This is a genomic window from Arthrobacter sp. G.S.26, from assembly GCF_050847375.1.
Lineage (GTDB): Bacteria > Actinomycetota > Actinomycetes > Actinomycetales > Micrococcaceae > Arthrobacter.
On the sequence record NZ_CP193752.1, the window covers coordinates 78,661 to 97,432 of the forward strand.

Annotated in this window: 18 protein-coding genes and 1 pseudogene; 14 read left to right on the top strand and 5 right to left on the bottom strand. The window is 67.8% G+C overall.

What is annotated here, in order from left to right; all coding sequences use genetic code 11:
- The 10 genes from ACRB8A_RS00380 (at position 1) to ACRB8A_RS00425 (ending at position 9,058) form a co-directional block, all read left to right on the top strand.
- Positions 1-816 (top strand): ABC transporter permease, encoded by an 816-nt coding sequence (locus tag ACRB8A_RS00380; RefSeq protein WP_432245373.1) that lies wholly within the window; start codon positions 1-3, stop codon positions 814-816.
- 213 nt (positions 817-1,029) lie between these two features.
- Positions 1,030-1,815, top strand: a complete 786-nt coding sequence (locus ACRB8A_RS00385) for a LamB/YcsF family protein (protein ID WP_432246073.1) — start codon at positions 1,030-1,032, stop codon at positions 1,813-1,815.
- A 1-nt stretch (position 1,816) separates the two neighbouring features.
- Positions 1,817-2,530, top strand: coding sequence for a 5-oxoprolinase subunit B family protein (locus ACRB8A_RS00390; protein ID WP_285241241.1), 714 nt, complete (start codon positions 1,817-1,819; stop codon positions 2,528-2,530).
- Positions 2,527-3,540: a biotin-dependent carboxyltransferase family protein gene (locus ACRB8A_RS00395; protein WP_432245374.1), complete on the top strand. Its 1,014-nt coding sequence runs from the start codon at positions 2,527-2,529 to the stop codon at positions 3,538-3,540. Before ACRB8A_RS00390 ends, ACRB8A_RS00395 begins: the two co-directional genes overlap by 4 nt.
- A 40-nt stretch (positions 3,541-3,580) precedes the next feature.
- A complete protein-coding gene (locus ACRB8A_RS00400) occupies positions 3,581-4,921 on the top strand; it encodes an MFS transporter (RefSeq protein WP_056599704.1) in 1,341 nt (446 codons plus the stop codon).
- 49 nt (positions 4,922-4,970) lie between these two features.
- Positions 4,971-5,726, top strand: a complete 756-nt coding sequence (locus ACRB8A_RS00405) for an SDR family oxidoreductase (protein ID WP_056599552.1) — start codon at positions 4,971-4,973, stop codon at positions 5,724-5,726.
- A 50-nt stretch (positions 5,727-5,776) separates the two neighbouring features.
- Positions 5,777-6,715 (top strand): 2-hydroxyacid dehydrogenase, encoded by a 939-nt coding sequence (locus ACRB8A_RS00410; protein WP_432245375.1) that lies wholly within the window; start codon positions 5,777-5,779, stop codon positions 6,713-6,715.
- Positions 6,715-7,485 (top strand): SDR family oxidoreductase, encoded by a 771-nt coding sequence (locus ACRB8A_RS00415; protein ID WP_285241238.1) that lies wholly within the window; start codon positions 6,715-6,717, stop codon positions 7,483-7,485. The genes ACRB8A_RS00410 and ACRB8A_RS00415 overlap by 1 nt, the downstream gene beginning before the upstream one ends.
- Positions 7,485-8,549 (top strand): L-idonate 5-dehydrogenase, encoded by a 1,065-nt coding sequence (locus ACRB8A_RS00420; RefSeq protein ID WP_285241237.1) that lies wholly within the window; start codon positions 7,485-7,487, stop codon positions 8,547-8,549. Before ACRB8A_RS00415 ends, ACRB8A_RS00420 begins: the two co-directional genes overlap by 1 nt.
- Positions 8,546-9,058, top strand: a complete 513-nt coding sequence (locus tag ACRB8A_RS00425; protein ID WP_285241236.1) for a gluconokinase — start codon at positions 8,546-8,548, stop codon at positions 9,056-9,058. The genes ACRB8A_RS00420 and ACRB8A_RS00425 overlap by 4 nt, the downstream gene beginning before the upstream one ends.
- Before the next feature lie 32 nt (positions 9,059-9,090).
- On the opposite strand, the gene ACRB8A_RS00430 is transcribed toward ACRB8A_RS00425, so the two are convergent.
- Positions 9,091-9,663 (bottom strand): MOSC domain-containing protein, encoded by a 573-nt coding sequence (locus ACRB8A_RS00430; protein ID WP_285241235.1) that lies wholly within the window; start codon positions 9,661-9,663, stop codon positions 9,091-9,093.
- 75 nt (positions 9,664-9,738) lie between these two features.
- Between ACRB8A_RS00430 and ACRB8A_RS00435 the strand changes: the two genes are divergently transcribed.
- Positions 9,739-10,704: an alpha/beta hydrolase gene (locus tag ACRB8A_RS00435; RefSeq protein WP_285241234.1), complete on the top strand. Its 966-nt coding sequence runs from the start codon at positions 9,739-9,741 to the stop codon at positions 10,702-10,704.
- Between the two features lie 15 nt (positions 10,705-10,719).
- Here the strand turns inward: ACRB8A_RS00435 and ACRB8A_RS00440 are convergent, their stop codons facing one another.
- The 4 genes from ACRB8A_RS00440 to ACRB8A_RS00455 all read right to left on the bottom strand — a co-directional run bounded on the left by ACRB8A_RS00440 (position 10,720) and on the right by ACRB8A_RS00455 (position 15,329).
- Entirely contained in the window at positions 10,720-11,988 is a 1,269-nt protein-coding gene (locus tag ACRB8A_RS00440; RefSeq protein ID WP_285241233.1) for an MFS transporter, read from the bottom strand.
- Positions 11,981-14,383 (bottom strand): ATP-binding cassette domain-containing protein, encoded by a 2,403-nt coding sequence (locus ACRB8A_RS00445; RefSeq protein ID WP_432245376.1) that lies wholly within the window; start codon positions 14,381-14,383, stop codon positions 11,981-11,983. The genes ACRB8A_RS00440 and ACRB8A_RS00445 overlap by 8 nt, the downstream gene beginning before the upstream one ends.
- An 86-nt stretch (positions 14,384-14,469) precedes the next feature.
- Positions 14,470-14,889: a VOC family protein gene (locus ACRB8A_RS00450; RefSeq protein ID WP_050686848.1), complete on the bottom strand. Its 420-nt coding sequence runs from the start codon at positions 14,887-14,889 to the stop codon at positions 14,470-14,472.
- A complete protein-coding gene (locus tag ACRB8A_RS00455) occupies positions 14,886-15,329 on the bottom strand; it encodes a helix-turn-helix transcriptional regulator (RefSeq protein ID WP_056599573.1) in 444 nt (147 codons plus the stop codon). The genes ACRB8A_RS00450 and ACRB8A_RS00455 overlap by 4 nt, the downstream gene beginning before the upstream one ends.
- A gap of 318 nt (positions 15,330-15,647) precedes the next feature.
- Between ACRB8A_RS00455 and ACRB8A_RS00460 the strand changes: the two are divergent.
- The 3 genes and pseudogenes from ACRB8A_RS00460 to ACRB8A_RS00470 all read left to right on the top strand — a co-directional run.
- Positions 15,648-16,529, top strand: a pseudogene (locus ACRB8A_RS00460) (ATP/GTP-binding protein); the annotation flags it as partial.
- Positions 16,526-18,295, top strand: coding sequence for a type IV secretory system conjugative DNA transfer family protein (locus tag ACRB8A_RS00465; protein WP_285241231.1), 1,770 nt, complete (start codon positions 16,526-16,528; stop codon positions 18,293-18,295). The pseudogene ACRB8A_RS00460 and the gene ACRB8A_RS00465, both read left to right, overlap by 4 nt.
- 12 nt (positions 18,296-18,307) lie before the next feature.
- Positions 18,308-18,751, top strand: a complete 444-nt coding sequence (locus tag ACRB8A_RS00470) for a DUF4913 domain-containing protein (RefSeq protein WP_285241230.1) — start codon at positions 18,308-18,310, stop codon at positions 18,749-18,751.
- The last annotated feature ends 21 nt before the right edge of the window (positions 18,752-18,772 follow it).

The following is an 18,772-nucleotide window of genomic DNA, read 5'->3' on the forward strand; positions in this document are numbered from 1 at the left end:
ATGAGCGAAGCACCGCTGTTCAAACCACGGTTCAACGCCGCGAAGCCCGCCTTCGGCATCCTCGTGTTCCTGCTTTACGTGTTCCTGCTGGCGCCGCTGCTGATCGTCTTTGTTGTCTCCTTCGCCTCCAACCAGTACCTCTCGTTCCCGCCGGAGGGCTTCACCCTCAAGTGGTACGAGATGCTGCCAAAGGAAAGCACCTTTATGGAGGGCATGAAGGTAAGCCTGATTGTCGCCGTCGTGGTCACCCTGATCGTCCTGGCGCTGGGTGTTCCGGTGGCCCTGGCCCTCGACCGGTTCGAGTTCAAAGCAAAAGCGGCCGTGCAGTCTTTTTTCCTCTCCCCGCTGCTGATCCCCAGCATCGTGCTGGCGCTGGGCATGGTGCTGCTGTTCGGCCCGCTCAGGCTGAACAACACCTACGCCGGGATCATCATCGGCCACGTCGCCATCACCATCCCGTTTGTCATCAGGACCACGCTGATGAGCCTGGCCACCACTGATACCTCCTGCGAAGCCGCTGCCAGGATCCTCGGCGCCAATTCGTGGACGGTGTTCCGGCGGGTGACCCTGCCCATCATCCAGCCAGGGGTGATCGCCGGCGGCGTCATCGCCTTCATCGTGTCCTTCGACGAGGCCGTCATCTCCTTGTTCGTAGCGGAATCGGGCCTGCCCACGCTCCCGGTGCAGGTCCTGAGGTACGTCGAAAATTCGGCGGACGCCGCCGTCGCCGCCCTTTCCGTGATCCTGATCCTGATCTCCCTGGCCGTTGTGGTCATCGTGGAACGGGTGATGGGCCTGCGCAAGGCGCTGCGGTAATTCCTGGACCCGCACGCCCGTCACGGGATAGGGCCACGTCATAACCTGGCCCTATCCCGTGACACCGATTACGTCTTTGTGTGAGTCAACTCTCGGTGACAGACTTTTTGAAGGCCGGAAGTGGCGGCGCAAACCGCCGCTTCCGGCCTTCACTCCGAACCACCAGCCGCGAAACGCGGCGGCGGCAGATACCCCAGCAGAGGAAGGCCCATGATGCCCACAGTTGATCTCGTAGCGGATCTTGGTGAAGGCTTTGGTGCCTACTCAATCGGCGACGACGCAGCCCTGCTCGACATCGTCTCCAGCGCCAACATCGCCTGCGGCTTCCACGCCGGCGACCCGGACATCATGAACGCCACCGTTGCAGAATGCGTCCGCAAGGGAGTAGGCATCGGGGCGCACCCCAGCTTCCCGGACCTGCGGGGCTTCGGCCGGCGCGCCATGGACCTCACGGCGGAGGAAGTCCGCAACGACGTGGTCTACCAGCTCGGCGCGCTGACCGCCTTCGCCGGCTACCACGGCGCCTCCGTCTCCCACCTGGCCCCGCACGGCCGGCTGGGCAACCTGGTGGCCACCCGGGCCGACTACGCGGACGCGGTGGCAGAGGCCGCCAGCCGCGTGGATCCCAGCCTGATCATCCTGGCCCAGGACGGCGAACTCGCCCTGGCCGCCGCCCGCCGCGGGCTCAGCGTGGGGATTGTGGGCATCGCGGACCGGGCCTACCAGGATGACGGCACGCTGGTGCCCAGGGCGCTGCCCGGCGCCGTCATCCACGACCCCGCCATCATCGTTGACCGGACCGTCCGGATGGTCTGTGAAGGACTGATCCGCACCGCTTCCGGCACGGACATCCGCATCGCCGCGGACACCGTGCTGCTGCACGGCGACAACGCCGGCGCCGTCGAACTCGCCGGCCTGATCCGCAGCGAACTGATCGCCGCCGGTGTCACCATCGCCCCGCTGGCCCAGGTGCTCGCCGCAAAGCAGAAGGTCGCCTGACATGTCCGCTCCCACCCTTGAAATCCACGAGTCAGGCGACGCCGCCCTGCGCGCCGTGGCAGTGTCAGCGGACAAGGAAGCCAACTGGAGCACCGTCCACTCGCTGGCAGCCTGGCTGGCCACCGCCGGGGTGGACGGAATCCACGGCGCTGTCCCCACCTACGACTCGGTCCTGGTGGAATTCGATCCCTACATCACATCCGCCCGGCAGGTCCGGGCGTTCATCCAGCTGGGAATGCGCCAGCTGGAGTTTGTGGGCGGCGGCCTGCGGCAGCCCCGGCACTTCGACGTGCCGGTGGTGTACGGCGGGGGCTACGGCCCCGACCTGGAACGGGTGGCCGAACAGCAGGGCCTCTCCGTTGCCGAAGTCATCGCGCTTCACACCGAAAAGTCCTACCTCATCCGCTGCCTGGGCGCGCCCGCCGGTTCACCCATGATGGACGGGCCCGACTTTCCCCATCCTGTCCCGCGGCTCAAGGACCCGCGGCTGTCCGTCCCCGCCGGAGCCGTGTCGGTAGCCGGCCGCCAGGCGGTTATTGCCCCGGCCGTCGCCCCGGGCGGCTGGTGCGTCATCGGCCAGACCCCGCTGGTGGTCCTCGACGCCGCCAGGGAACCCCTGGTTCCCTATACCCCCGGAGATGTCCTGCGCTTCCACCGGATTGACGCCGTCGAATTCGCCCGGCTTGAGGGCCGGCCGCTGGAGGCCACGGCATGAACAACCCACTGATCGTCGAACAGGCCGGCAACTCGGTAATTACTGACCTCGGCAGGACCAGGGGACCCGCCTTCGGGCTCCCCGTCAACGGCGCCCTGGACCAGTTCTCGGCCAAGGCCGCCAACATCCTGGCAGGCAACCCGGACAACGATCCGCTCCTGGAAATCACCGCACTGGACTTCCGGATGCGGGCCACCTCTGACCTGCTGATCGCCGTGACCGGCGCACCCCTGCACCTGACTGTCGGCGGCCGGGAAACCCCCTGCTGGGAGCCGGTATCCGTCCGCGCCGGGGAAACCGTGGCCATCCGCCGCATCACCACCGGCCTCCGCGCCTACATCGCGGTCCACGGTTCCTTCCCCGTCCCCGTCCTGCTGGGCAGCTGCGCCCCGGACACCGTAATCGGCTTCGGCCTCCGGCTCGCCAACGGCACCGCCCTCCCCACGGCCGCCAGCCTCCCGCCCGTCAGCCAGCCGCACTTCGGCCTGCCGCTGTACCGGTTGGGGTTCGCCGCGCCACAGTTCAGGGACCACCTGGTCATTGACGTGACGGACGGCCCGGACGTGACCGAGTTCGGCGCCACCGCGGAACTGCTGTACCAGAGCACCTACACGGTCAGCCCCCGCAGCAACCACATCGGGCTGCGGCTGGGCGGGCTGCTCCCGGAACGCCAGACGACGGCGGAAGTCCTCTCACGCGGCGTCCCGGTGGGTGCCATCGAGGTTCCGTCGCGGGACGAACTGCTGCTGCTGCACCGAGGCCGCGGCGTGACCGCCGGCTACCCTGTGCTCGCCGTCGCCACCACCCGCGCCCTGGACCTCCTGGGCCAGGCCAGGCCAGGCCACACCATCACCTTCCGAAAAACCACCGTCGCCGAAGCCACCGCCACACACCGGGCAGCGTGCCTCGAGCTGGAGAGGCTGCGTGGAACCGTGCAGACCGTCTTCGGGCTGCTCGGCGTCGGAACCAACGCCGGCTGGCGTGAGCTGCCCGCCGCAGCCGGAATCTAAGCGCATGCCCCCCGTGCCAAACCCCGCAAAGGACCTGAACATGACTACATCAACGCGCGCGGCCTCGCCGCAGCACGACCGGCTGGATGCACGGCAGACCAGGAAGGTTGTCACCGCCGGCTGCGTCGGGATCTTCGTCGAACTGTACGACAACGGAATCTTCGCATTTATGGCCGGCACCCTGGCGCTGGTATTCCTGGCACCGGGGAACCCGGACAACGCCCTGCTGTTTGTTTTCGCCGGCTACGCCGTGTCCTTCTTCGTCCGCCCACTGGGCGCCGTGGTCTGCGGCTACCTGGGCGACATCATCGGCCGGCAACGGCTCCTGGTCTTTGTGATCATGCTTATCAGCGTGGCGACGGCGGGCATCGGCCTGCTCCCGGACTACGCGGCCATCGGCATCGCGGCGCCCATCCTGCTGGTGCTCCTGCGCCTCCTCCAGGGCTTCTCCGTGGGCGGCGAATCGGCCGGTGCCATGACTTTCCTGGCCGAGCATGCCCCCGAAGGCAAACGCGGCATCATCACCTCGTACGCCCAGATCGCCTCCTTCGCGGCGCTGCTCACCGGCACGCTGGTGGCCTACTCCATGTCCCCCTGGCTCACCCAGGCCGCGATCGACGGCGGCGGCTTCGGTTCGTTCGCCTGGCGCATCCCGTTCCTGGTGGCCATCCCCATGGGCATCATCGGCTGGTACATCCGCAAGTCCATCAGCGACACCCCGAACTTCGAGAAGCTCAAGGAAGAAGGCGGGCTGTCCAAGAACCCGCTGAAGGAAGCGTTCGCCTCGGCAGAACACCGGCGCGCCATGGTGCTTGCCCTCTTCATCCCGCTGATGAACGGTTCCGGCTACTACGTCCTCTTCTCCTACATGCCCACCTTCCTGAAGGGCAAGGCCCTGAACTTCAGCATCGGTGAAGCCCTCCTGGTGACGGCCTGCAGCCTGGTGGTCATCTGCATCGCCATCCCGTTCATGGGCGCCCTCTCTGACCGGATCGGCCGCAAGCGGGTCATCGCCGGCTCCGCAATCGCCATGGCCGTGATCGGCATCCCGGCCTACGCCCTCATCGCCACCGGTGAAATGGTCTGGGCCATCCTTGGCGCGTCCCTGATGGCCATCGTCTTCGCCGGCCACACCGCCGTCATCCACATCCTGATTGTGGAACTCTTCCCCACCCGGGTGCGGTACTCCGCCTACGGCCTGGGCTACAACGTCTCCTCCGCGCTGTTCGGCGGCACCGCGCCGCTGCTCATGACGTGGCTGATCAGCACCACCGGCAACATCTACATGCCCGCGTTCTACGCCGTCCTGACCGCCCTGGGCACGCTCATCGCCGTCAGCAGGGTCACGGACCGCGCGCACCAGCCGCTCCGCGACGCCTGACCCACCACTTACCCGGGACCACCGTCCCGCCCAACCACAGGAGACTTCAATGCCCTTTTCCGACTACAAGACTGCCCTCGTCACCGGAGCCTCCACCGGCATGGGTGCCGCGATCGCCGAACGCCTCACCAAGCGGGGCCTCACCGTCCACGCGGTGGCCCGCAACACCGAACGGCTGGCCGAGCTCGCCGACAGGACGGGGGCCATCCCGCACACCGTTGACCTGACCGACACGCAAGCCCTCGCGGCCGCCGTCGGGAACCTGGAAATCGACGTCCTGGTCAACTGCGCCGGCGTCTCCCGGCCCGGCAACATCCTGGACTCCAGCGCGGCGGACATCGACGAGCTTGTGGACGTGAACCTCCGCGGGCTGCTGCAGCTGACCCGGCTGGTGCTGCCGGGCATGGTGGCCCGGGACCTGGGCCACGTGGTGAACATCAGCTCGATCGCCGGGCTGTACAACTTCTACGGCCACACGGCATATCACGCCACCAAAGCCGCCGTGCACCAGATTTCCCGGCAGCTGCGGAACGACACGGTCGGCAAACGGATCAGGGTCACGGAAATCTGCCCCGGCCGCGTGGAAACCGAGATCTTCGGCCGCAACATGGGCGGCAGCCCCGAGGCCATGGCCGAGGCGTGGGATACGTACTACGAGGGCTACGAGTCCCTCACCACCGACGACATCGTCAACGCGCTGGACTACGCCGTCGAAACGCCCCGTCATGTGAACCTTGGCCTGATGGAAATCATGCCCACCTTCCAGGTCCCCGGCGGCCTCACCTTCGACCGGCGCGTCGCCTGACCCGTCCGCCCAGCAGTCACCCCGTCCCCCACAACGAACAGGTCCAACCGATGCAGCTTGTACAAACCGTCAGCTTTCCCACGCCCCAACTCCTGGCGGACCTTTCACCCCTCCCGGAGGGGCTGCGCGGCGTCGTCTGGGACATGACAGCGGCGCCCGGGGAGTCCGCGGGCGAAATTGACTGTGTGATCCTGCCGTACATCAACGCGTCAGCGGTGCTGGGTTCCCTGTCGCACATAAAAAACCTCAAGTACGTCCAGACCCAGTCGACCGGATTCGACGGCGTGCCGGAGGCGGCCGGGCCCGGCGCCGCAGTGGCCACCGCTTCGGGGGTGCACGCTGCTGCCACCGCGGAACTGGCGGTGGGCCTGATCCTGGCCAAGCTGCGCGGCATCGACGAGGCCGTGCGGGACCAGCAGGCGCAGAACTGGAACCCGCAGCGCCGCCAGTCCCTGGCCGACCGGCGGATCCTGCTGCTGGGGGTGGGCGGCATCGGTGCCGAACTGGCGCGCCGGCTTGCTCCTTTTGAAGTCACGCTCACCCGGGTGGGCAGCACGGCCCGGACCGACGCCGATGGCCAGGTCCACTCCTCGGCGGACCTGGTCCGCCTCGCGGCCCAACACGACATCCTGGTGTCCGTCCTTCCGCTGGACGCGAAGACGCACCACCTGGTGGGCGAGGAGGTCCTCGCCGCGCTTCCGGACGGTGCACTGGTGGTCAATGTGGGCCGGGGCGCCGTCATCAGCACGGACGCCCTGACCCGCGAGGTGGTCTCGGGACGCCTGAACTGCGCCCTCGACGTCGTCGACCCGGAACCGCTGCCGACCGGCCACCCCCTGTGGTCCACCCCGAACGCGCTCATCACCCCGCACGTGGGCGGAAACGCCTCGGCCTTCGAACCGCGGATCCTCAAACTCCTCAAGAACCAACTGGAAGCGTTGGCCGCAGGCCGGACCCCGGCCAACCTGGTCCAGCAGGGGGCGTTCTGATGAGCGGGCTCTTCGACCTCACGGGCCGGGTGGCCCTGGTGACCGGATCAAGCCGGGGCATCGGCTCCGCCCTGGCCCGCGCCCTCGCGGACGCAGGTGCCACGGTTGTGCTTAACGGTGTCAACACCGAACGGCTCAAGGCCGCCGAGACGGCGCTCGCCGCCGACTATCCGCCGGGCCGGATCGCCAGCTGCGCCTTCGACGTCACGGACGACGACGCTGCTGAACGCAGCATCGCCTGGATCGAGGAAAACGTCGGCCCGCTGGAGATCCTGGTGAACAACGCAGGCATCCAGCACCGGGTGCCCATGCTGGAGCTGGACGTCGCCGACTGGGAACGGGTCCTGGCAACGGACCTGACCAGCGCGTTCCTGGTGGGCCGGGCCGCCGCCCGCCGCATGATTCCCCGCGGACGCGGCAAGATCATCAACATCTGCTCGGTCCAGACAGACCTGGCCCGGCCCACAATCGCCCCTTACGTGGCGGCAAAAGGCGGGCTCCGCAACCTCACCCGCGCCATGACGGCCGAGTGGGCAGCGGACGGGCTGCAGATTAACGGCATCGCACCCGGCTACATCCACACCGAAATGACCCAGAACCTGGTGGACGACGCCGCATTCAACTCCTGGATCCTCGGCCGCACCCCCGCCCACCGGTGGGGAACCGTGCAGGACCTCGCCGGTCCGGTGGTCTGGCTGGCCTCCGACGGCTCGGCGTTCGTCAACGGCCAGACAATCTTCATCGACGGCGGAATGACGGTGGTGGTCTGATGGAAACCTTGAACCTGCCCGCTTCCGGGCCTGCCCTGGTGGCCCACGCCGCCGGGGACCTGCGCATCGACGACGTACCGTTGCGTGCTCCTGGCCCGGATGAGGCCGTGATCGAGGTGCTGTACGGCGGCATCTGCGGGTCCGACCTGCACTACTGGCTGCACGGCGCGGCCGGCGAATCCATTCTCAAGGCCCCGCTGGTCCTGGGACACGAAATCTCGGCCACCGTGGTCCGCGGCGCCGCCGATGGTTCCGGCCCCCAGGCCGGAACACCCGTTGCGGTCCATCCGGCCACGCCCGGACCAGGGGCCGCGAGGTATCCCCAGGACCGGCCCAACCTGTCCCCGGGATGCACTTACCTGGGCAGCGCGGCCCGGTACCCGCACACCGACGGCGCGTTCAGCCGCTACGTCACCCTTCCGGTCCGGATGCTCCGGCCCCTGCCGGACACCATCGACCTCCGCACGGCGGCCCTGATCGAACCCGCCAGCGTTGCATGGCACGCGGTCTCCCGGGCCGGCGACGTGCGCGGAAAAACCGCGCTGGTGATCGGCTCCGGTCCCATCGGTGCGCTCGCCGTGGCCGTCCTGAAACGGAAGGGTGCCGCCCGGATCGTGGCCGTGGACCTGCATCCCCGGCCGCTGGCCATCGCCACGGCAGTGGGCGCCGACGAGGTCATCGCGGCCACCGACACCGCTGCCATCGCCGCCGTCGAAGCCGATGTGGTGATCGAATCCTCCGGCAACCACCACGGCCTGGCGTCCGCGATCAACGGCGCAGTCCGCGGCGGCACCGTGGTGATGGTGGGCCTGCTGCCTACCGGCGCCCAGCCGGTTCCCATTTCACTGGCCATCACCCGTGAATTGCGGCTCCTGGGCTCCTTCCGCTTCAACAACGAAATCGACGACGTTATCGCCGCCCTGGCCGACGGTTCACTCCGGATCGACCCGGTGATCACCCATGAATTCCCGCTCTCCGAGGCGCTGCCGGCCTTCGAGATGGCCAGGGATTCCACCAGCTCGGGCAAGGTGCTGCTGCGGTTCGACGGGTCCGTCCCAGCATGAGCGGGGAAGCGGCGCCGCTGGTGGTGATGGGGGTTTGCGGTTGCGGGAAATCAACTGCCGGTGCCCTGCTCGCTGCCCGGCTGGGGCGGCCGTTCCTTGACGGGGACGATTTCCACCCGGCCGCCAACAAGGCCAAAATGGCGGCCGGCATTCCCCTGGCCGATGAGGACCGGACGCCCTGGCTTTCCCGGCTGGGGCAGCTGCTGGCCGGCGCCGATACCCGGCACGCACCGCCAGTGCTGGCGTGCTCGGCGCTCAAGCGCAGTTACCGGGACCTGCTGCGCAGCTACGCCCCCAATGCGGTGTTTGTGCATTTGGATGGCAGCGAGGCCACCATCACCGGGCGGCTGAGCGCACGGGCGCACGAGTTTATGCCCGGCTCACTGCTCGCCTCGCAGCTGGCTACGCTGGAGCGGCTCGGGCCGGATGAGGCACACGTCCTGGCGGACATCACGCTTCCGCCGGAACTCCTGGTCGATGCGGTGGCCAGGCTGCTGGCCGCGGGCTGAACGGACCAACCGGCACCTCAGCGGTCCGCCGCTCAGGGCAGCCGGCTGGGCCGTAAAACGTGCGCGACGCCGGCCTGGCCGGGGTCCAGCGGTACCGGGCTGACCAGCGTGGCGGGCCCGCGGTGCAGCGTGCCGTCCGAAAGGGCCCGGCACCGGATCCCGCCCCGGCCCCGCATGGCCACATGCGCTCCGTCCGCCAGCATCCGGTCCATCCACGCGCACGGATGCGCCGGCCGGCCGCCATGGAATTCCACCGCGGAGCCACCGGATTCCACGGCAAAGTCCCGGCCCAGCAGCGGCGCGAGCTCAGCGCCGCGGAGCACCACGTTCCGGCGCGCCAGCAGTGGATCGAATGGCCCCGCACCAAGTTCCGCGGCCATTGCCTCCAGCGCCTCCACCGCCAGCAGGGTCACCGCTGCATCCATATGGGCGGCCTTGCCAAAAAACCGGTCCCCGAGGATCCCCTTGCCCGCCACCACGTCCGCCTGCCCGGCATCGATGGTGGGAACATCGGCGGCACCGTCCCGAGCCCGGCCGAAATAGGCATGTGCGGGGGACACCAGGACATGCAGGATTTCGACGTCGTAGCGGTACATGTCAGCCATGCTCCCAAGCGTAGGGCAGGCAGCACCGGACGGCCTGCGGTGCAAAAGTATCTCCATGATGGAAAGATCTTCCCCATGAGCTCTCTTCAGCACGCGCCAACAACCCCCTCGACGCGCCGCCCGGTCCTGCACTGGGTGTCGCTGGCCTGCGCCGCCGCGCTGGTGCTGGTCCCGGTGGCGATGCTGACCGGGAATCCGGCGGTACTGGGCGGGCACCCGCTCCTGCCGGCGCTGCTGGTGGTTGCCGCCGTCGTGGGCCTTGCCTGGGGAGTGCTGGAATTACGACGGCGGCGCAAGGCCCGGCAGCGCGGGAAGCTCCGGTCCGTCGGGGCCTGGGCCGGTCGGATCGCCATCTTGGGGCTGGTGGCCGCTTTGGCGTGGCTTAACCCGTTCGCCTACCAGCCGGGCAGTGCCGCGGAGGCCGGGCCGATGTCCGACCTGACCGTCACCGAAACGCCGACGGCGATCACCATGGCACCTGACGGCGTCCCCGCCACCACGGGACTCGTCTTTTATCCGGGAGCCCGCGTGGATGCGGCAGCCTACCAGGAGATCCTGGCGCCGGCGGTGGACGCCGGGTTCCTGGTGGTGATCCTCAAGGAACCCCTGGGGCTGAGCCTCCTGGACGGCAACCAGGCCCGCGCCGCCATCGCCGACAACCCGGACATCACCACCTGGGCGGTGGGCGGACACTCACTGGGCGGCGTCAGCGCGTCCACCTTCGCCGGGGACAACGCCGACGTCAGCGGCCTGCTGCTTTACGCCTCCTACCCTTTGGCCACGCTGCGCGACAAGCCGGACCTGGCCGTGCTGTCCGTCTCGGGCACCGCCGACGGGCTCAGCACCCCGGACAAGATCGACGCATCCCGCGAACTGCTGCCTGCAGACTCGGAGTTTGTGGCGGTCCAGGGTGGTGTGCACGCCTTCTTCGGCAGCTACGGCCCGCAGCCGGGCGACGGCGAACCCGGCATCAGTGCCGACGCCGCCAGGGACCAAATCTCCGCCGCCACGGTCACGTTCCTGCAGCGCGTCACGCAGTAGTTAGGACACCGGGCTTCACCGGCCCGGCACCGCCACCTCAACGTTCCCCGGCTCGTTCCGCGCTGCCCTGGTGGCCAGGACGCGGGCAAACACCAGCACCAACAACCCGGCCGCGGGCACAAACAGGAGGCCAACCCGCAGGGACGACGCATCGGCGATGGCCCCCACCACAGGCGGCGAGGCCAGGAAGCCCACCCGCAGCAGCCAGCCCACAATCGTCAGCCCGGCGCCCGGCCTGAACCCGGGAAGTTCGTCGGCTGCGTGCATCGCGGCGGGAATGAGGGTGGCCACCCCAAAGCCGGCCAGGCCAAAACCGGCCACCGTCCCCAGGACGCTCGGGAACGCCAGCGCGGCACCGGTACCCACCAGCACCAGCACACCGCCGGCCCTGGCAACGGCCCGCTGGCCGAAGCGGTCCACCATCCGGTCACCGAGGAGCCGGCCCACAAACTGCATGCCCTGCAGGGAGATGAAGCCCAGGCCCGCCATAAACGCGGACGCGCCCAGGCTGCCGGCCAGGTAAATGGCCAGCCACGAACTGCCGGCATCCTCCACGATGGCACCGGACGCGGCAATCGCCACCAGTGCCAGCAGGATCCCGTACCGGGCCGCGACTCCTGGGATCCGGGGCGGCCCACCCGCCTTCGTTGGAACGGGATCCGTGGCCGGCGGCCTGCCGGCGTTATCAGTCCGTTCAGCGCCATCCGGCTCCGGCCCTGCCAGGAGCCAGCGGGCCGCGGCCAGCGCCGCCGCCCCGAACACCACTGCCGAGACCGCCAAATGGAGCAGGAGCGGGACCCCGGCTTCCGCCGCCGCCGCGCCCACCACGCCGCCCGTGACCGCACCCAGGGACCAGACAGCGTGGAACGAATTGATGATGGACCGGCCGTACAGCCGCTGCACCCGGAGCCCGTGCGAGTTCTGCGCCACGTCGGTCAGCGAATCCATGGCTCCGGCCAGGAAAAACGCCGCGGCGAGCACCGCCCAGCTGGACGCGGTGCCGGCCGCCAGGATCCCGACGGCGGTCAGCAGGGTTCCGGCGACGGCCACCCGGGAGGAGCGGAAACGGCGGATGAGGTGGCCGGCGCTGAGCCCAACAATCAGGGCACCCAGCGGAAACGCGGCAACGGCAGCGCCAAACGCGGCGTTCCCTAGGTCAAGGTCCGCCTTGATCTCCGGGTAGCGCGGCAGGAGGTTGGCGAACAGGGCCCCGTTGGTGAAAAACAGGATTCCGACGGCGGTCCGCGCCCGGCGCGCCGCCGCCGGTACGGCGGCGCTAGGCACCAACGTACGCGGCGAGGTGCTTGCCTGTCAGCGTGGACTTGGCTGCCACCAGCTCCGCCGGGGTCCCCTCGAAAACCACCCTGCCGCCGTCGTGCCCTGCCCCCGGACCAATGTCGATGATCCAGTCCGCGTGCGCCATGACCGCCTGGTGGTGCTCAATGACAATCACCGACTTGCCAGCCTTGACCAGCCGGTCCAGCAGGCCCAGCAGCTGCTGGACATCCGCCAGGTGCAGGCCCGTGGTGGGCTCGTCGAGGATGTAAACGTCGCCCTTTTCGGCCATCTGGGTTGCCAGCTTGAGCCGCTGGCGCTCGCCGCCGGACAGGGTGGTGAGGGGCTGGCCCAGCGTGATGTACCCCAGGCCAACGTCCGCGAGGCGCTCCAGGACCTTATGCGCGGCGGGCGTCTTGGCCTCGCCGTCGGCGAAGTACGTCAGCGCCTGGTCCACGGACATCGCCAGCACGTCCGCGATGTTGCTACCGCCCAGCGTGTACTCCAGGACGGCGGCCTGGAAGCGCCGGCCCTCGCAGTCCTCGCATGTGGACTCCACCGTGGCCATCACACCGAGCTCGGTGAAGATCACGCCGGCGCCATTGCAGGTGGGGCAGGCGCCCTCGGAATTGGAACTGAACAAGGCCGGCTTCACGCCGTTGGCCTTCGCGAAGGCCTTGCGGATGGGCTCCAGCAGCCCGGTGTACGTGGCGGGGTTGCTGCGGCGGGAGCCCTTGATGGCGCCCTGGTCGATGGTGATGATGCCTTCCCGGTTGGCCAGCGAACCGTGGATCAGCGAGCTTTTGCCGGACCCGGCCACACCGGTGACCACGCACAGCATCCCCAGGGGCACGTCCACGTCCACGTCGCGGAGGTTGTGCTTCGCGGCGCCGCGCACTTCCAGCGCGCCGGCGCGTTCGCGGAAGGAATCCTTCAGGGTGGTGCGGTCATCCAGGTGGCGGCCGGTGACGGTGTCGCTCTTCCGCAGCCCCGCCACGTCGCCTTCATAAACGATTTCGCCGCCGCCGGAGCCAGCCGCCGGGCCGAGATCCACCACATGATCCGCAATCGCGATGATTTCCGGCTTGTGCTCCACCACCAGGACGGTGTTTCCCTTGTCGCGGAGCTGCAGCAGAAGGTTGTTCATGCGTTCGATGTCGTGCGGGTGCAGGCCGATGGTGGGCTCATCAAACACGTACGTGACGTCGGTCAGGGACGAGCCGAGGTGCCGGATCATCTTGGTGCGCTGGGCCTCGCCGCCGGAGAGGGTGCCGGCCGGGCGGTCCAGCGAAAGGTAGCCCAGGCCGATTTCGGCGAAGGAATCCAGCAGGTGCTGCAGCCCGGCGAGCAGGGGTTTCACCGACGGCTCCTTGAGTTCCCGGATCCACTGGGCCAGGTCGCTGATCTGCATGCTGCACAGCTCGGCGATGTTCTTGCCGTTGATCCTGGCACTGAGGGCTTCCGGCGCCAGCCGGGTGCCGCCGCAGTCAGGGCAGGACGCGAACGTGACGGCCCGCTCCACAAAGCGCCGGATGTGCGGCTGCATGGCCTCCACGTCCTTGGACAGCATGGACTTCTGGATCCTGGGGATGATGCCCTCGAACGTGAGGTTGACGCCCTCCACCTTGATCTTGGTGGGTTCGGCGTAAAGCATCGTGTCCAGCTGTTTCGGGGTGAAGCTGGCCACCGGTTTGTCCATGGGCAGGCCCACACCTTCGAACAGCCTGCCGTACCAGCCGTCCATCGAGTAGCCGGGGACCGTGAGCGCACCCTCCGCCAGCGTTTTGGTGTCGTCGTACAGCGCGGTCCGGTCGATATCGCTGACGTTGCCCATGCCCTCGCAGCGGGGGCACATGCCGCCCAGGTACGTGACCTCGCGGACCACGTTCTTTTCGACGCGGCCGCCCTTCTCGGTGCTCATCACGCCGCTGGCCTTGCGGGTGGGCACGTTGAAGGAGAACGCGGTGGGCGGCCCAACATAGGGTTTCCCCAGCCTGCTGAACAGGATCCGCAGCATGGCGTTGGCGTCCGTGGCGGTGCCCACGGTGGAGCGCGGGTTGGCGCCCATCCGCTCCTGGTCCACGATGATCGCGGTGGTCAGGCCCTCCAGCCGGTCCACCTCGGGGCGGGCCAGGCTGGGCATGAACCCCTGCACAAAGGCGCTGTACGTCTCGTTGATCATCCGTTGCGATTCGGCGGCGATGGTGGCGAACACCAATGAGCTTTTGCCGGAACCGGACACGCCCGTGAACACGGTGAGCCGCCGTTTGGGCAGTTCGACGCTGACGTCCTTAAGGTTGTTCTCCCGGGCGCCCTGCACGGTGATCAGGTCGTGGCTGTCAGCGACATGCAGTCCGTCGTTGCGGCGGCCCTGGCCGGCGGCGGTTGTGGTGTCCGTGCTCATTGCGTCTCCATCTGTGGGCCGTCGATTTCCGGGGCAAAGCCGTTGCGGCTTTTGTTCCCGGCGCCGCTGGATCCAATACTGTCAGGTCAGGGGTGCTGGTTGATACGGACGGTGTTGCCGGCGGGGTCCCGGAAGGCGCAGTCACGGATGCCGTAGGGCTGGTCGATGGGTTCCTGGACGACGTCGGCACCGGTCGCCTCCACGGCGGCGAAGGCCGCATCCACGTCCGGTGCGGACAGGATGACGGTGGCATAGGTGCCCTTAGCCATCATCTCGGCGATGGTGCGGTGCTCGACTTCGGTGATGCCGGGGCCGGCCGCCGGTGGGTAAAGGACGATTGAGACGGCGGGCTGGCCCGCGGGGCCCACCGTTATCCAGCGCATTCCGCCGTAGCCGACGTCGTTGCGGATCTCGAAGCCCAGGCAGTCGCGGTAGAACGCCAGCGAGGCGTCAGGATCGGTGTGGGGGAGGAAACTTGAGCTGATGGTGATGTCCATGCCAGTCATGCTAACTGCGGCTCCGGGGCGGGCGCTTCTCGATTCCTGACCGGTCTGGTGACCTGTTTCGATACGCACGACGGAAGTCCCGCCGTCGTGCCTGCTGCCTCCGCTTTGTAGGCGCTGGGCGGCATCCCCACGAGTTCGCTGAACCGGGTGCTGAACGTGCCCAGGGAGGAGCAGCCGACGGCGAAGCACACCTCGGTGACGCTGAGGTCACCGCGCGTCAGCAGCGCCATGGCCCGCTCAATGCGCCGGGTCATGAGGTAGCTGTAGGGCGATTCGCCGTAGGCCAGTTTGAAGCGGCGGCTCAGATGGCCGGCCGAGACGTGGATTCCGCGGGCCAGCGACTCCACATCCAGCGGCTGGGCGTACTCCCTGTCGATCCTGTCCTTGACGCGGCGGAGCAGGGCAAGTTCACGCAGGTAGGGGCTGGGTGCTGTGCTCACCTTTCGATGGTGCTACGGGCGGCAGGGGTTGTCCAGAGCCGGGAGTCCAGCGGTTGGGCCCGGACAAATTGGCGGGCGCGGCGGTGCCGGGTCGGCCAGGGTGGGGCCAGGTTCTACCGGCCGGCGGGTGTTCGCCTCTTCAAAGCCGTCTTGAACCGCGTGGGTTGGAACCGTGGCATCAGCGGAATGCGCGGGTACGCTCCCGGCCGGGCCGGAGTGCGGCCGCACTGTTCGCGGGAAGCGGCACAGGAGCAGCCCGGATCGGGGCGACCGGCATTCTGCTCCACGCCAATCCCGTGGTAATGACACGATCGGTGCCGCTTCACCGGCGTCCCCGTCCTCAAAGACCTCCTGGAGGTGATCGTCTCCGCCCCGGACGAACTCCGCCAGGTCGCCCTCGACCGCGGCGACCTGGCCATCTACCAGCAGGAAACCCGGGCACTCGAAGCCACCCTCCTGGGTCTCACCGGGGGTGGGAAGCTCGGGGAAATCTTCTCCCGCCACACCACCGAATCCATGAAACGGGACCGCGCCGTCGTCTTCGACGTCTCCAACATCGATGAGACCGAAACGGACCTGCAGGCCGCGGTGCTGCTCGCGTGCTGGTCCTACGGCTCCGGTACCGTCAACGTCGCCAATGCCCTGGCTGACGCCGCCCTGGAACCGCGCAGGAACTACTTCGTCGTCCTGGATGAACTCTGGCGGGCACTGCGGGCCGGTAAAGGCATGGTGGACCGGGTGGACGCCCTCACCCGGCTCAACCGTTCGGTCGGTGTCGGGCAGATCATGATCTCCCACACCATGTCCGACCTGCTCGCGCTCCAGGCCGAAGAGGACCGGATGAAAGCCCGCGGCTTCGTTGAACGCTCCGGCATGGTCATCTGCGGCAGACTTCCCGCCTCGGAAATGCCGCTGCTGACCTCCGCCATACCCTTGTCCCGGCAGGAGCAGCAGAAGCTCATCTCCTGGCAGGACCCGCCCGCGTGGGACTCCCGCGGCGTCGACGTCGAGCCCCCTGGCCGGGGAAAGTTCCTTATCAAGTTCGGCGGCCGTCCCGGGATCCCCGTCCAGGTCGGACTGACCTCCCTGGAAAAGGGACCGGACGGTGTGAACGACACCGACGGCAAATGGCACCAGCCACCCGAACCTGTTCTTGATCCGGTTCCGTCGGCAGTACCCACCCAAGGAGGCATCTCATGAGCGCACCGAACCGGAAAGGCATGGGCCTTGGGGACGCGATCCTCGTCTGGCTGGCCGTCGGTGCGATCGTCGTCTTCGGCGGCGGGACTTACGCTTCCCTGCACCTGGGGTGCTGGCTGGCCGGTGCGGAGGCTCCGCCGGCGCACCCGGTGGACTTGGTCGCGGGACTGATCAAGGGCAAAGTGGCCTGGCCTGTCCAGGCCACCGTTGTCGCAGCCGTCATGGCCGGGCTGATCCTCGCCCTGGCTGTCGTGGTGCTGCTGGCCTGGCGGAAGGGCGCGTCCCGGCGCGCCCGGGTCGATAAAGCCGCCCGCTACCTGGGTAAGGGTAAAGCGCTTGCCGCGTTCTCGGAAAAGGGCGCCCAGGCGACCGCTGACCGCCTCGGTGTTACCGGCACGCCGGGCATTGTCGTGGGCCGGGTCGTGGCCACCGGGCAGAAGTTCATCCAGTCCTGGGAAGACCTGTCCCTGGACATCTGGGGACCCAGGACCGGTAAGTCCACCTCGAGGGTGATGCCGGCAACCCTGGACGCACCAGGTGCGGTGGTCTCGACCTCGAACAAGCGCGACGTCGTGGACGGCACCCGCGGCGTCCGGGAAACCATCGCCCCGGTGTGGGTGTTCGACCCGCAGAAAATCGCCCAGGAAGAACCCCACTGGTGGTGGAACCCGCTCTCCTACGTCACCGACGAAGAGAAAGCCTACAAACTCACCCAGCACTTCTCCACCGGATCCCGGACCCCCGGCTCCAAACCGGACGCGTACTTCGACCCGAAAGCCGAAGACATCCTCTCCTCCTACTTCCTCGCCGCCGCGCTCGGAGAGCTGCCCATCACCCAGGTCTATCTGTGGGTGACGGAACAGGTCAGCCAGGAACCCATCGAGATCCTCCGGGAGCATGACTATGAGCTGCAGTACAAGGGCCTGGAGTCAACGCTGAAGCTGGCTGATAAGCAGCGGGACGGTATCTTCGGCACGGCCGAGAAAATGATCCAGTGCCTTAAGTCCCGCAACACGTTGCGCTGGGTCGCACCCACGGGAGGGGCGACGGTGGGCACCGATGCCCGCCGTCAGTTCAACCCGCACGAGTTCGCCGCCTCCCAGGAAACGATCTACATCCTCTCCAAGGAAGGCGCCGGCTCCGCAGCACCACTGACCACCGCCCTGACCGTCGCCATCGCCGAAGCGATGGAAGAACGGGCCGAACGCAGCGGCGGCCGGCTTCCCAAGCCCGCCCTGTTCGCCCTGGACGAGTTGGCGAACGTGGTTCGCTGGGCTGGCCTGCCGGACCAGTTCAGCCACTACGGCTCTAAGGGCCTGATCGTGATGGGTATCCTGCAGTCCTGGTCCCAAGGCGTCGAACTGTGGGGTGAAGCGAACATGCGGAAAATCTGGTCCGCCGCGAACGTGAAGGTCTACGGCGGGGGAGTGGCCGAAGAAGGCTTCCTCCGCGCCCTCTCGGACCTTGTCGGGGACTACAGCTACACCAACGTCTCCGTCTCCTCCGGCAAGTCCGGGTCCTCCCGCTCCCGCCAGGAAGGCAAGGAACGGATTTTCGACGTCTCCAACCTCGCCGAACTCGACCGCGGCCGCGCCGTCGTCCTCGCCTCCGGCGCCCCCGCCACCCTCGTCCGCACCATGCCCTGGTACACCGGAAACCACAAAGACGCCGTGCAGGCATCCATCACGAAATACAGCCCCCGACCCGAAGAACCAGCCGTCGCTGTCCACAGTGAGCCGGCACCCAATCCCTGGGTTACGAAGTAGGGAAGCGACGTTATGACCACTGACATTGGCCTCTTCGGTGAAGCCACCGCTGCAGCTCCTGCGCTTCCTGCCCCGGTGGAAAAGCAGGGTGAAGATAAACCGCCTGAACTGGTCTACGGCTCAGCCGAAAAATTCCTCCACGAACAGCTGCTCCCCACCTACGTCCGCGACGTCGACGGCCGCTCCTTCAAATGGTGCACCGAATGGTACTTCCACCCCGAAGCCGTCTCCCGCGTGGAAGCGCTGTGGCGGGCCTGGGAACACCTCAGACTCGACGGCGCAACCGGCATCAGCGTCTGGTTCAAAGACCACGCAGACCACCATATGAACGTCCTCCTTGACCCACGCGGACCGTTCTTTAGATGCGACATGCACAAGCACCGCGATCCGGAACACCTTGAGCCCAGGAAAGCGCCGCATGGGTGGTTCCCGGACGTCCGTCGGTTACCTGGTTGAGGATCACACAGGGTTTCTCTG